Raw genomic sequence first — 14,649 nt, 5'->3', positions numbered from 1 at the left:
AATAGGAATGTTAGTTTCTATTATTACAATTTACTACAATAGAGAAGAGAATGTAATTGAATCAATTAACAGTTTACTTAACCAATCATATAAAAATATTGAAATCATTGCGATTGATGATGGTTCCAAAGACAATACGTTAAAAAGGTTAGAATCTATTAAGGATCCGAGATTGAAAGTTTTTACCCAGTGCAACCAAGGGTTCGTTCACTCTATAAAAAAGGCAATTGATTATTGTAAAGGAAAAGTTATAGCTATCCATGGTTCTGGTGATATATCTTACAAAGATAGAATTAAAGAACAACTTAATGTGCTCACAGCAAACCCTACGATAGGGGCAGTAGGTTGTATAGTTGAGAAAGTTAATACTATTAATGGGGTTAAAAGTTACTATAAACCCGATATTAATAAGGGGGAAAAAGCAACAAATCAATTACTAAAAAGTAATATCTTTACACATGGGGAAGTAATGTTTAGAAAAAGTGTGTATCAAAAAGCTGGAGGCTATAGAGAATTTTTTTTGTTTAGCCAAGATTATGACTTATGGATGAGAATGAGTTTGATTAGTAATTTTTCTATAGTTGAAAAAGTTTTGTATAAAAGATATATCCTCCCTAATGGGGTTGGGTCTTCAATCGATAAAATAATAATGCAAAAGTTTTTTGGGGAATTTGCAAGGCAATGCATACAAGAAAGGATTAAGAATAATGTTGATTTTCTAGATAAGCATGGAATACATGCGTCTTTTTACATGAAAAAAAATAAGCGTCTTGCTCTTGAGCTTTGGCAGTTATCATTAACTGCTTTTTTTAACAAGAATTTAGAAAAAAGTTTAGAAGTAAACAGTTTAAGTTTAAATCAACAAAGGTTAATAAGAAATACTTTGTTTCACTTTTTTTATATGTTGTTAAAAAAAGAAAAGAGGTTGGAGAAATTAGCAAGAAAAATAATTAAAAATGTGCGAAAAAGAAATAATTTATATTTGAAAGTTAGATCCATGTGGAAAAAAATTTCAACAAGGTAATGTAAAGGATGAAGTCTATGAATGAAAATAAAAAAACAAAAAGAATATTGTTTCTGTTACCTTACTTAAAAGCAGGAGGGACCGAAAGACAACTTTATTACTTAACTAGAGAACTTAAGGATGAATACTGTGTAGAAGTATGTATTGTTGAAGATACAGGTTCATTCAAGCATTTTTTTAGAGATATTGACTTGAAAATTATCAATACTAAATTTAGTAAAAATAATGCCCTGAAAATTATTTATAAATTAAGACAAATCTTAGTTAGGGGTGATTACGATTTAGTGGTTAGTCGTGGTTGGAATACCAATATGATTGTATCACTAGCAAGTTTGAATCTAAAAGTTAAAACAATGTTGTATATAAGTGGCTCTGTATCGGGAGAGAAAAATTATTTTGAAAAAACATTTCGCTCCTGGTTGTTTAACAGGGCAAACAAAATGATTTCTGTATCCAAGGAAGCAAAAGAAAATTGCATAAAATCATACCAAAATAACCCTGGGAATGTACAGGTTATCCATAACGGAGTAGATTTAGATCTAATTAAAAATTCAACAATTAATCAAAATAATGTTTTAAAGGAAAATAATAAGTTTACTTTATTATTTGTCGGAAGGTTGGAATATAGAAAGGGATTAGATTACCTTCTATGCGCCTTAGAAAAAATTCCTTTTCAAATTAGAAAAAATATGGAGCTGTTGGTGGTTGGAGAAGGCACTAAACTATCACACTATAAAAAGCTAGCTGAAAGTCTGAATCTCATGGAGCAAGTGTTTTTTTTAGGTGAAAAGACGAATCCATTTCCTTATATGAGGTTGGCTGATATATTTTTATTTCCATCAAGGAGTGAGGGCTTCCCTAATGTTTTGTTGGAAGCTATGGCGTTAGGAATGCCTGTAATATCTTCGAATTGTCAAACGGGACCTTCAGAGGTTATTAGACAAATGGAGAATGGAATACTAATAGAAATAGTAGGAGTAGAAGAAGAGAAGGTTTCCCAGGCTTTCGCAGATAAAATAGTGCTGTTATTTCAAGAGGAAGAACTGAGGGAGAAAATAGGTTTACAAGCAAAAAAGGACATAGAAAATAACTTTAAATTAGAAGATAAAATTAAAGAAGTGAAAACATCCATAAATACAATAATTTAGGTAAATAATGGAGATTTCGATGTCAAAAATAAATAGATTAGTTATATACTTTTTTTCTTTTGAATTATTCTTTGCTCTTTTTATACTTTCTGGTCGTTTTAAAGGAAGTGAGTATTTACAATGGGTTCCTATAGATTTAACAGCGTTCTTTTTTATATTAAGTTGTATAATTATGATCTTTGTTTTTTATAAAAGTACCTTTGAATTTTCTAAACAAAGGTTATTATTTTTAAGTATATTTATTGTTTTTATATTTTATTCTGTTCTTAGTTTATTTTGGTCACTCAGTACCGATTATGCGTTAGAAAAAATTTTACATCTAGGAACTCTCACTTTATTTGCTTTTGTAGGTTCTTGTTTTGTAATTAGCACCAACTACTTTAGGTATAGAAAATTTATAATGTTATTATTACTATTTTCATTATTTATATCTATTCAAACCATTATTTTCTTGTTTAACAGTCCAAATTCTTCAGTGGAAATACTAGGAAACAATCATATTAATATAGGAAGGATACTTGGGATGGGAGCTATAGTTACTCTGAGTATTTTACTTTTCAAACAGAGTAACAAGAAGCAAAGATTAGTGTTATGGTTCCTTTTTTTGTTGCAAATAAGTCCTATACTATATATAGGTAGCAGGGGGCCTTTAATATCATTACTATTGGTTGTTGCATTGTTTGCCTTGTGGAAGTGTTTTCATAGAAAGAGAATAAAAAAGAGTTTCATCATATCATCCTCCTTTGTCTTAACAAGTATAATAGTAATCTTACCATTTATAGATATAAACTTTGTTAATTTACAGGCAGTAAACCGATTATTTGGAATTGTTTCTAGCTTCCAATCGGGCGACAGTGGATCAGCTAGTACTCGCCTAGATTTTTATAACCATGCCCTTATTGCCTGGACTAATAATATTTTCGTAGGTAATGGTATTGGTTCTTGGCCTGTTTTATACGGGTTTGGTGATGTAAATTACTATCCTCATAATATCTTACTAGAAATATTAACTGAACTAGGATTAATAGGGTTAGTTATTTTTTTTATATTTATCTCGTTTCCAGTATTAATACGGAGAAAAGTTAGAATAAATAAAATTGCATTTTCTCTTTTCCTCTTTTATTTATTTAATGCAATGTTTACAGGTGATTTAAACGATAACAGGCTCCTGTTTGCTTTCTTAGGTATGAGTTTTAGACTTTATGATCCCGATGACACAAAGTAATGAATAACTTATTATTAGATAAAGATATAAAAAGGAGAGCCTATGACGAAAAAAGTAGTTCATATTACAACGGTACATCACCCATTTGATACACGAATTTTCCATAAAGAATGTAAAGCATTAGCAAAAGAAGGATACCAAGTGAAGTTAATTACAACAGATCACGAAGATTTGAATGCTTCTACTTATGATGGAATTGGTATTATAAAATTAAAGCCAAGAAAAAAAAGATGGAACAGGTTTATATTTGGGACTTTGGAAGCGTACTCTAAAGCCAAATCTTTAAATGCGGATATCTATCATTTTCACGATCCAGAGCTAATGTGGGTCGGGCGGTTATTAAAAAACAGTAAAAACAATGTAATCTATGACGTTCACGAAGACTACAAAACTAGTATTGAGCAAAAAAATTATTTACCTAAAAAAGTTCGTTCTAAACTAGCAAAAGTATTTAGGAGTATTGAGAGACGAATAAGCAGAAACTTTCATATCTGTTTAGCTGAAAAATATTATCAAGATATTTTTCCTAAGGGCCAATTAATACTTAACTATCCACCTATTAGAGAAGAATATAAGCAAGAAAACGTCTTTGGTGATGGTAAACCGTCATTGCTTTATACAGGAAATATAACAGAAGATCGTGGTGCTTTAATTCATGCTAACCTCACTAATCTTAATTTAGATATAAAAATAAGGATGGTAGGAAAGTGTTCAACTAACGTATTTGAGAGAATGAATGAAGCTTCTGGAATGAATAAAGATTACCTAGATATTAAAGGCTTAAATAAATTTATTTCAAGAGAGGAAATTGATAAGGAATATTTCAAGCACTATGTAGCAGGTTTAGCGCTTTTTCCACCTACGGAACATTATAAGAAAAAGGAACTGACTAAATTTTTCGAGTATATGCAGGCGGGACTTCCAATTATTTGTTCTGATTTCCCTAAATGGAAAGAATTTATCAATAAATATAATTGCGGGCTAGTAGTAGACCCTTATAATCATCAGGAAATAAGAAAAGCTATATTATTTTTAATTAATAATCCAGAACAAGCAAAGATTATGGGGGAAAATGGTAGGGAGGCTATAAACAATGAGTTAAACTGGGAGCATGAAGAAGAAAAATTGAAACTTTGGTACAAAAAGATAATAAATAACACAATTAGTTAGGTAGTGAGGTGAATAATAGAGAATGGAAACTTCATTAATATCAGTTATCACCCCTTCTTTTAATTCTGAAAGGTTTATTAAAGAGACCATTCAATCAGTAAAGTCGCAAACCTATAGTAATTGGGAAATGATTATAGTAGATGATGCCTCTACTGATAAAACACGAGAAATTATAGACGAAGAATCAAAAAGTGAAAAAAGAATTAAAGTACTCTATCTAGAAAAAAATAGCGGTCCAGCAGTTTGTAGAAACAAAGCAATTGACATGGCTTGCGGTGATTATTTTGCTTTCCTTGATAGTGATGACATTTGGCATCCAAAAAAGTTAGAAACTCAAGTGAAATTTATGGAAAGAGAAGAACTTGCCTTTAGTTTTACGAGTTATGTAATTGTTAATGAAGATGGAAGCTACACGGGTAAGAGTGTAAAAGTGCCGAGGACAATTACTTACAATAAATTATTAAAAAACACGATAATAGGTTGTTTAACAGTAATGTTAGATGTACGAAAAATTGGTAAATTACATATGCCTAATATAAGAGCAGGACAAGATACCGCCTATTGGTTGAAGATATTAAAAAAAGGATACACAGCTTATGGTTTGAATGAACAATTATCAACCTATAGAAAAGTAAATAATTCGGTTTCTAGTAACAAATTAAAAGCTCTGAGACGAACATGGGTTATTTATAGAAGAGTTGAACAATTAAGTTTCCTAAAAGCTACTTGGTGTTTTGGGAATTATTTGATAAATGCTGCAAAAAAAAGGTAAAAAAATAAAGGAAGGTGGGAGAAATGTTTGAATGTTGACCTAATTAAAAAAGAAATAAAGGACGTAGATAAGAATAACTTAATTATAACTATAGGTACAACCTCTAGAATATCTAACGATTTTAGTATCCTCCCTAGAAGAACCTTGTTATCATACGAAGTAATTAATATATTGGTCTCTTCCTCAGAAACTGCTAGGAAATGTTTAACTTATATTGATGGTAAAGCTTCTAAAATCTTAGTGGATGTTGAAAAAAAACAAATAGATCATTTATGGGAAATTGCACTAAATACTATAAAAATCACTCCCATTTACCAATACAAACCTAATGATATAACAGTGGAAGCAGCTGATTTGCAAATTAACAGTATTTTAGGAAAAGATATTGCCGCTAATAAAATTATTTTGTATGGAAATGGAAATATTGCAGGAAAATTAGCTCTTCGCTTAGCTGAAAGAGGAGTAAAGGTTTACCTATATGGAAGAAACCTAGAAAAAAATAAGTTGTTAGTTGCTGCTTTAAATAGCATACTTCCCAGACATGCTAGTGAAGACCTTATAATTGCAATTGAAAATATATCTGATTTAAAGACAGGGAGTATTGATGGTCTCGTATCCTTTGTTTCTAGTGAACAGGTTATAGGAGAAGAATGGTTAAAACCACTTAAGTTTAGGGGGTTTGTAATTGATGGTGGTATAAACAATTTTTCTCACTCTTTTTACCTTGTTTCAAGAGAATGGGAATTATTATGTCTAAGGTTAGACGTCAGAATCGCTTTTCCTTATGCAGGATTGTGTTTGCAAAAAGAAGTATTAGACTTCTTTGATCTAATTCAAGGTAGTAAAAGAATAGAAGGGGTAAACATAGTTGCAGGAGGGGTAATAGGCGAGAAGGGTGACGTAATAGTAGATCGTTTGGACTTCCCTACCCAATTAATAGGTATAGCAAATGGGATTGGAGGCGTTAAGAGTGGAAATGAAGAAACTACGGCAGACAGAGAGAGAATTGATTTTATCAAAAAGCATATACTACAAAGTAATAAAAAGAACTTTTGATATTTTCATTAGCTCTCTAGGCTTAATAATTTTGTCACCTCTATTTATTCTGGTGTCTATAATTATTTTATTATTCGATGGAAGACCCGTTTTGTTTAAACAACCAAGGAGCGGGAAAAATAATACAGTGTTTTCAATGTATAAATTTAGATCTATGAAACAAGTTAACAGACCTGAAAGGTCAGAGGAAATTCGGTTTAACTGGAAGGAGAAGGTACCAGATAACTTTGTTTTTAAAACTTCAACTTCAAATCCAAATATCACAAAAGTTGGTTATTATTTGAGGAAGTATAGTGTCGATGAGTTACCTCAGTTATTTAATGTGCTGATAGGGAATATGAGCATCATAGGACCTAGACCAGAGATTCCTGAAATTACAGCTTGTTATGATTACCACCAAAGTCAAAGATTAAAGGTGAAACCAGGTATCACAGGTTACGCACAAATAAATGGAAGGTCTGAAATCCCACACGGTGTAAAGATAGAATATGATCTCTATTACGTTAGGAACTGTTCTATATTATTAGATTCAAAAATTTTTCTGAAGACAATCACACAAATAATAACCGGTAAGGGAGCATACTAAAAGCAATGCTTGTTTAACTTGTAGAAATCGTAGTTGTTTTAAAAAGGAGTATTTGAAAATGAATATATTAGTAACCGGGGTAGTAGGTTTTATAGGGATGCACTTATCAAAAGCATTGTTAGAAAAGGGTCATTGTATTATTGGGTATGATAATGTAAATGATTATTATGATACTCAGCTAAAGAAACAGCGATTGCAGACCTTGCAACCTTTTAAATTTTTTACTTTTTATGAAGCAGATCTTGCTAATCGTGAAGCTTTAAATGATTGCTGTGAGACAGAAAACATTGATATTGTAATTAACCTGGCAGCTCAGGCTGGTGTTCGTTATAGCTTAGAGAATCCTCGTGCTTACGTGGATTCTAATTTAGTAGGCTTCGTTAATATACTTGAGGCATGTAGGCATAATAATGTCAAACACTTAATTTATGCTTCTTCAAGCTCTGTTTACGGAGCAAACGTAAAGATGCCTTTCTCAACGTCTGATGAAGTAAACCATCCTGTGAGTTTGTACGCTGCAACTAAGAAATCGAATGAACTTATGGCCCATACCTATAGTCATCTTTATAACATTCCAACTACAGGTCTTCGTTTCTTTACCGTGTATGGTCCTTACGGCCGTCCTGATATGGCCTACTATTCTTTTACAAAGAACATTGTTGAAGGAAAACCGATTAAAGTCTTTAACAATGGTGAAATGATGCGAGACTTTACTTATATTGATGACATTGTCGATGGGATTGTTAGGTTACTGGACAAGCCGCCAAAGGCTGATGAAGCATGGGACCGGGAGAACCCTGATCCAAGTTCAAGCTATGCCCCGTACAAGGTTTATAACATTGGAAACAATCAGCCAGTAAAGCTAATGGACTTTATCCAAAGCCTTGAAAAGCATTTAGGGATTGAAGCGAAGAAGGAATTTCTTCCGATGCAGCCTGGTGATGTAGAAGCAACCTACGCTGATATTGATGACCTCCAGAATGCTACAGGCTTTAAGCCAAGCACAACTATTGATGAAGGACTGAAGAAGTTTGTTGATTGGTACAAAGAATACTACAAGGTTGATTCACCAGCCATTCAACAAGAAAACAAGTAATATCATTTTTCTCTATTTAATTTGGGTATTTTTACCACATTCTTACTAAAGATGTGGTATTTTTATTATATTGATTATTTTACAAAATTAGGAGGGATTTCTCATGCAAGTACGTAAAGCAATCATACCGGCAGCTGGTCTTGGGACTCGATTCCTGCCTGCCACGAAAGCTCAGCCAAAAGAAATGCTCCCTATTGTTGATAAACCGACCATTCAATATATCGTTGAAGAAGCCATTGAATCTGGAATAGAAGACATTATCATTGTAAGTGGCCGTGGCAAGCGTGCGATTGAAGACCATTTCGATAAATCCTATGAACTTGAAGAAACGTTATTAAAAAAACAAAAGATGGAGATTCTTGACGATATTCAAAGCATTTCAAACATGGCTAACATCCATTATATTCGTCAGAAGGAACCTAAAGGATTGGGGCATGCGATTTCTTGCGCCAGCAGCTTTGTTGGTAATGAACCGTTTGCCGTGCTTCTTGGTGATGACATTGTAAAATCTAAGAATCTGCCTTGCTTAAGTCAGTTGATAGGAACATTCGAGCGGTACTCATCTTCTGTCGTAGGAGTTCAGGAAGTAGCCGATGAAGATGTGTCTAAGTACGGCATCATTCAGCCTAAAGGTGAACAGATTGAGCCAGGAGTCATTCACGTATCTGACTTGTTTGAGAAACCAACCTTGGTAGATGCTCCTTCTAACTATGCCATCATGGGTCGTTACGTGCTTCGTCCGGAAATCTTTGATATTTTGGAATCCCTTCCACCTGGAGCTGGAAATGAAATTCAATTGACCGACGCGATTAAGGTTCTGAACTCCCAGCAGGCCGTTCTTGCGTATGAGTTTGAAGGCGAAAGGTATGACGTTGGTGACAAATTAGGCTTTGTGAAAGCAACAGTAGACTTTGCGTTAGACCGAGAGGACCTGCGGGATGATGTACAAGCATATTTAGAAAGTCTTACTAGTGCTGAATTAGTAGGAAAGAAATAGGGGGAAATGAAAAAATGAACATAACAGTCGTTGGAACAGGGTACGTGGGCCTTGTCACAGGTGTTTCTCTTTCAGATATTGGCCATACAGTAACGTGTATTGATCTTGATGAACAAAAAGTAGAAAAAATGAAGCAGGGTTTCTCACCTATCTATGAACCAGGATTAGAAGACCTCATGACAAAAAATATTGCTGCTGGTCGCCTATTCTTCACCTCACAGCATAGTGAGGGCTTCATTGAAGCGGATGCTATTTACATAGCTGTCGGTACCCCGGAGCGCTTTGACGGAACAGCTGACCTGACGTATATCAAAGCGGCAGCCAATGATATTGCCGAGCATATTACGAAGCCAGTTGTCGTAGTCACCAAAAGCACGGTTCCTGTAGGAACGAATGATGTGATTCAAAACATCCTATCCGCTGGGACAGATGTAGAGTGTGAAGTTGTTTCTAACCCTGAGTTTTTACGTGAAGGATCAGCCGTTCATGATACCTTTCATGGAGATCGTATTGTTATAGGGTCTTCCAGTGAAAAAGCAGCAAAGCTGATGGACGACATTTATGCTCCATTTAACATTCCGCTTTTCCATACCAATGTAAAAAGTGCAGAGATGATTAAATACGCCTCCAATGCTTTCCTTGCGACAAAGATTAGTTTTATCAATGAGATTGCCAATCTTTGTGACAGCTTAGGAGCAAACGTGGACGATGTAGCTGCCGGTATGGGACAGGATGACCGAATTGGAAGTAAGTTTTTAAATGCCGGAATCGGCTACGGTGGATCTTGTTTTCCGAAGGATACAAGTGCGTTAGTTCAGATTGCTAGCAATGTAGACCACGAGTTTAATCTTTTGCGTGCCGTGATTGATGTGAATGCTCATCAGCAGGCTCTTCCTGTTCATAAAATAAAAGAGCATTTCGGTGGTTCAGTCCGTGGCAAGAAAATTGCTCTTCTAGGTCTTGCCTTTAAGCCGAATACCGATGACATGCGAGAAGCTGCCTCTACTGTAGTTTCCCAGGAGCTTATTCTTTCTGGAGCAGAAGTAGTCGGGTATGACCCAATTGCCACAGAGAACGCGAAAAAGGTTCTTCCTGAAATTATGAATTACGCTGACTCTCCTGAGGAAGCCATTGAAGGAGCTGATGCGGTGATCATTCTTACGGAATGGGATGAGATTAAACAGCTAGACCTTGGTTTGTTTTCTGAAAAGATGCCAGAGCCCGTTGTATTTGACGGCAGAAACTGCTTTGATCTTGAAGAGGCAGAGAAGCATAATATTGTGTATTATTCTGTTGGTCGCCCGTCTGTGGGTAAAGTGGCCGAAAAAGTGTAATTTATCTATCCCGCCTAGTGTAGGCGGGTACTTTTTTTATTTAATAATTTCAGAATTTTCAATTAAAAATAAAGGTTTGTGAGATTATGTTCCAATGTATGCCTAAAGTCCTGGTTAATATATTAAGATAAGAATATATCAACCATAACATATAAAGTTATTACATTTTGAAAGGACGATGCTAAGTGAAGAGAGCTTTTATTGTAAATACAAACAAATCCTACAATCCAACGAATGAAAAAGAAATGTTACAGGAGATGAAAGTGGCTGCTTATCAATCCCCCTGGAAGTATTACATAAGTGATATCCAGGCCGGTGATATTGTCTTTCTGCACAGCAATACCAATGGCATCATCGCTCGTGGTCTGGCCACTGGAGAGGCTAAAGTGAAGGTTACTAATGGCAGGGAAAGCTATCACTATATGCATTTAAATGAATTTGAAAAAGTAGAACAGCCTGTACCTGCAAGAGATGTGACCTACCTTGCAAGGCAGGTAACCGATCTGTATTTTAGAATGAGGTGGTACCAGGCCATTATGCACGTTCCACACGTTGTAGGCGAACATATATGGGAGCATATCACGAATCATTGCATGGAGAAAGAGGGGTTAATGTATTTTATATAGGATTTTGATCCTAAAAATACTTATGGACCTGTCTTTCTATGAAAGGAACAAGGGAATGGGTTTGCAATAATATATAATGGGAGAAAAGCTGACATACTTTAACTAACTAAATTGCTTCTCTAATATAATAGAAATCAATCTATACATAAAGGATGGGTTTCTTATGCAGGTAAAAAAGAAAAGTAAGTTTGTCATTGGTTCCATCGTTGCCGTATCCGTTGGGTTTGGTTCCTGGTCTATGTATGCAAGCGGGCCAGCCGAGGTAGTGCCTGAAGAGAAGCAGGAAAGCGTTAAAGAAAATGAAGATGTGGCAGTAGAAGGATATGATGAAGAGTTACCGAATGTAGAAATACTAGCCACCGGTGGAACGATCGCAGCAGTCGGAGAAGAGAGAACAGATTTAGCTGATTACACAGCTGGAGAAATTGAGATTCAGGATTTACTAGAACAAGTCCCTGAGCTGGAGGACATTGCAAATGTTACCGGGGAGGATATTACCGGTGTAAGCAGTAATGATATTAATAATGAGATTCTGTTGGAGCTTGCTCATGAAGTGAACGAGCGTCTGGCCTCCGATGATGTAGATGGGATTGTGATTACACATGGGACCAACACATTAGAAGAGACTGCTTACTTTCTAAATCTCGTAGTAGACAGTGAAAAGCCAGTAGTCATGGTAGGTGCCATGAGACCAGATACAGCCATGAGTTCAGATGGCGAACTTAATCTGTATAATGCTGTCCTCTTAGCAGGGCATGAAGAGGCAAAGGATCGAGGAGTCATGATCTCACAAAATGACCGTATCGGTTCAGCTCGTGACGTAAGTAAAACAAATACCATGCAGATTGACACGTTTACTTCTACAGAAATGGGAAACCTGGGAAATATCATTGATGGAGAGCCAAGATTTTATACCGAAACAACACGTACCCATACCGCCAACTCAGAGTTTGACGTTTCAGATGTAGAGGAACTTCCAGAGGTAGATATTATTTACACTCACCAGAGTGACCGCTCTTATATGTTTGAAGCTGCGGCCGATCAAGGAGTAGACGGGCTTATCGTGGCTGGAGCAGGTAACGGAGGCATGTCTTCTAATGCTCGTGAAGGGGCTGAATATGCACACGATAACGGAGTCATGGTCGTGAGATCTTCAAGAGTAGGAAACGGGATAGTGACACCGGATGAAGACAGTGACTTTTTAACATCTGATACTTTAAATCCTGTAAAGGCTCGTATTCTGTTAACCGTGGCCTTGACACAGACAGATGACCCAGAAGAAATACAGAGTTATTTTGATGAATATTAATCATTATACAAGCCAAAAAGAAAGAGCTGACTGGTCGTTAGCTCTTTCTTCATTTGTATCAAGATGAACTTCTGCCTTCTCTACTTATTCCCCACATGATCAGTTTAAAGAGGGACTTTGATAGCCTCTCTCTGAAGAAATTCTTTTACCTCTTTTTTCGTGATTCCTATTTCATAGGCTTCTTTTATCAATTCCAGCCATTCACAATCGATGTTAGACGTTCTTTGTTTCCCCATCCTTATCCCCCTAGGTATTAAATAGTCTTTTATGTGTTGTTGACATTAGAAATAAATATATTTCACGAATAGAATGACAGTTAGTAACGTGATTAACCAGATATGTTAATTATTACTAATATAGTACTATTATACTACTTGTGTCTTTGATTTCAACTATAAACTTAGATAATAAGTTGCGGTAATTGAAACCATAGAAAAGGAAAAGAAGCGTATCTTTACTAGGAAGTAGTTTAGGACTACATTATATAATATAATTCCTATAATTCCAATTGGTTTAATTGATTACTTCTGTATATATTAGCATAATAGTAGCAGAAAAGCGGAGTCTAAAAGGAGGGGGTTGCAATTGAATGGGGAGTAGGCAGTTGGTTGTCCTGCTTAATGCTTTCCTATTATTAACTAGCTGAAAAATGCAGTAAGCTTTATCACAAAACCAAAATAATAATGATAAAATAAGACTATGTCTTAAAGATTTAGAGAGTAAAGGAGGGTTTCCTTTGAACTTAAGCATGCTGTTTGATATCTCCGTCCACCGGCACGCCAGTAAGCCGGCTCTTATTAGCTCAAAGAAAAGCTATACATACAAAGAATTGGAAGAAGAAGTGAACCGTATGGCTTCTTCTTTACAAAAGCTTGGCATTAAAAAGCAGGACCGGTTGATGGTTATTTTAAAAAACAATATTGAAAACGTTATCATTTTTTGGGCCTGTCAGAAGCTCGGTGTGATTTACACACCGGTCAACTTTCGCTTATCGATTGATGACTTTTACTTTTGTGTGAAGGACATTGAACCAAAGGTAGTTGTCTATGAACCGTTTAGTGAGCATCTGGTGAAAAAAGAAGTATTTGCGGAGCGTCCGATTTTAATAGGGGTAAATGGGGCAAAAGCTGATATCAGCTATGAAGAGCTTGTTGACCAGGGGACTTCTTCTTATAGCCAGCCTGATATTTCGTATGAGGACATCGCGATGATTTTGTACACCTCAGGAACCACCGGGGTGCCAAAAGGGGTGCCAAGGACTCATATCAATGAATACACCTCTTCGTTAGCACACATTATTCAGTGCAGGTATAAAACCTTTGACCGGACGTTACTGGCAGTTCCCATGTACCATGTCATAGGCATCAGGTCTTTGCTTGCCGTGTCTCTCCTTAGCGGCTCAGCCGTGTTAATGACAGAGTTTGATCCGAAAGATTCCTTGCAAGCGATAGACGAAGAGAAGGTAACGTGTCTGTTCTTAACTCCTACGTATTATCATGATATGGTGTACCATCTTGACGCTTCCCAGCATGACCTATCTAACGTTCATACGATTTCTTATTCAGGGTCGCCTATGTCTGATGAACTGGTGAGAAAATGTGATGAAATCTTTTCCCCGCAGCGCTTTGTCAATCACTATGGAAGCACGGAAATTTATACATTTACCTATTGTGAGGATATTCGCCTGAAAGGCTCGGGCGGAAAGCCCGGTATTCACCAAAATATCCGTCTTATTTCCCCAAATTCTCGACCGGACTCTATATCAGAGGCAGAGATGAAAGAGGGGGAAGTAGGCCAAATTGTCATCAATATGAACTCTGTGGAAGCTTTTAAAGGGTACTGGAACAGGCCGGATGCGACAAGAGATGCCATTAGCAGCGACTGGTACTATACAGGAGACTTAGGCTATTTCAACAAGGAAGGCAATCTGGTTGTGGTTGGAAGAGCCGATGACATGATAATCTCTGGGGGAGAAAATATTTATCCTTTTCATATTGAAAATGTTCTTAAAGAACATCCCAGAATACGGGAAGTGATCGTGGTTGGAGAAGCGGATAAAAGGTGGGGACAGATCGTGGCTGCTTTTATCGTCCCGGAAGATCCGTCACTCAAAATTCAGGACCTTGACCAGTTTTGTAAAAAGCATCCCCAGTTATCAAACGTGAACCGGCCGCGGAAATATACCTTTGTATCAGAAATTCCTAAAAGCAAGACAGGAAAAATACTAAGAAGAAAGCTGCGAGAGGGATTCTATGAACAGATATAAGTTTTCGTATATTTGCTCGATCGCAAAATAGTGAAAGAAA

The 14,649-nt window shown here is 35.9% G+C and carries 14 protein-coding genes; 13 read left to right on the top strand and 1 reads right to left on the bottom strand.

Going from position 1 to position 14,649, the window contains the following annotated elements:
- The first annotated feature begins 7 nt into the window (after positions 1–7).
- The 12 genes from CEF17_RS15535 to CEF17_RS15480 all read left to right on the top strand — a co-directional run bounded on the left by CEF17_RS15535 (position 8) and on the right by CEF17_RS15480 (position 12,343).
- Positions 8–1,024: a glycosyltransferase gene (locus CEF17_RS15535; protein ID WP_100400335.1), complete on the top strand. Its 1,017-nt coding sequence runs from the start codon at positions 8–10 to the stop codon at positions 1,022–1,024.
- Between the two features lie 17 nt (positions 1,025–1,041).
- Positions 1,042–2,172, top strand: coding sequence for a glycosyltransferase (locus CEF17_RS15530; RefSeq protein ID WP_198508992.1), 1,131 nt, complete (start codon positions 1,042–1,044; stop codon positions 2,170–2,172).
- Positions 2,173–2,191: 19 nt separating this feature from the next.
- Positions 2,192–3,397: an O-antigen ligase family protein gene (locus CEF17_RS15525; protein ID WP_157843061.1), complete on the top strand. Its 1,206-nt coding sequence runs from the start codon at positions 2,192–2,194 to the stop codon at positions 3,395–3,397.
- 42 nt (positions 3,398–3,439) lie between these two features.
- Entirely contained in the window at positions 3,440–4,567 is a 1,128-nt protein-coding gene (locus tag CEF17_RS15520) for a glycosyltransferase (protein ID WP_100400332.1), read from the top strand.
- Positions 4,568–4,589: 22 nt separating this feature from the next.
- The gene (locus CEF17_RS15515) at positions 4,590–5,339 is read left to right on the top strand and encodes a glycosyltransferase family 2 protein (protein ID WP_100400331.1); all 750 of its coding nucleotides are present in this window, start codon (positions 4,590–4,592) and stop codon (positions 5,337–5,339) included.
- Between the two features lie 27 nt (positions 5,340–5,366).
- On the top strand, positions 5,367–6,395 hold the full coding sequence (locus CEF17_RS15510; protein WP_100400330.1) for a hypothetical protein: 1,029 nt from the start codon (positions 5,367–5,369) through the stop codon (positions 6,393–6,395).
- The gene (locus CEF17_RS15505) at positions 6,289–6,981 is read left to right on the top strand and encodes a sugar transferase (protein ID WP_332835306.1); all 693 of its coding nucleotides are present in this window, start codon (positions 6,289–6,291) and stop codon (positions 6,979–6,981) included. Before CEF17_RS15510 ends, CEF17_RS15505 begins: the two co-directional genes overlap by 107 nt.
- A gap of 58 nt (positions 6,982–7,039) precedes the next feature.
- Entirely contained in the window at positions 7,040–8,077 is a 1,038-nt protein-coding gene (locus CEF17_RS15500; protein WP_100400329.1) for an NAD-dependent epimerase, read from the top strand.
- 103 nt (positions 8,078–8,180) lie between these two features.
- On the top strand, positions 8,181–9,074 hold the full coding sequence (gene galU, locus CEF17_RS15495) for a UTP--glucose-1-phosphate uridylyltransferase GalU (RefSeq protein ID WP_100400328.1): 894 nt from the start codon (positions 8,181–8,183) through the stop codon (positions 9,072–9,074).
- 14 nt (positions 9,075–9,088) lie between these two features.
- Entirely contained in the window at positions 9,089–10,408 is a 1,320-nt protein-coding gene (locus CEF17_RS15490; protein WP_100400327.1) for a UDP-glucose dehydrogenase family protein, read from the top strand.
- Positions 10,409–10,593: 185 nt separating this feature from the next.
- Positions 10,594–11,034 (top strand): hypothetical protein, encoded by a 441-nt coding sequence (locus CEF17_RS15485; RefSeq protein ID WP_100400326.1) that lies wholly within the window; start codon positions 10,594–10,596, stop codon positions 11,032–11,034.
- Positions 11,035–11,197: 163 nt separating this feature from the next.
- Positions 11,198–12,343, top strand: a complete 1,146-nt coding sequence (locus CEF17_RS15480) for a type II asparaginase (RefSeq protein ID WP_100400325.1) — start codon at positions 11,198–11,200, stop codon at positions 12,341–12,343.
- 104 nt (positions 12,344–12,447) lie between these two features.
- Here the strand turns inward: CEF17_RS15480 and CEF17_RS15475 are convergent, their stop codons facing one another.
- On the bottom strand, positions 12,448–12,579 hold the full coding sequence (locus tag CEF17_RS15475) for an anti-repressor SinI family protein (RefSeq protein WP_100400324.1): 132 nt from the start codon (positions 12,577–12,579) through the stop codon (positions 12,448–12,450).
- 500 nt (positions 12,580–13,079) lie between these two features.
- On the opposite strand from CEF17_RS15475, the gene CEF17_RS15470 reads away from it, so the two are divergent.
- A complete protein-coding gene (locus CEF17_RS15470) occupies positions 13,080–14,609 on the top strand; it encodes a class I adenylate-forming enzyme family protein (RefSeq protein ID WP_100400323.1) in 1,530 nt (509 codons plus the stop codon).
- The last annotated feature ends 40 nt before the right edge of the window (positions 14,610–14,649 follow it).

The organism is Bacillus sp. FJAT-44742 (assembly GCF_002797315.1).
GTDB classification, from domain to species: Bacteria; Bacillota; Bacilli; order Bacillales; family Marinococcaceae; genus Thalassorhabdus; species Thalassorhabdus alkalitolerans.
This window is presented reverse-complemented; position numbering and strand designations above follow the sequence as displayed.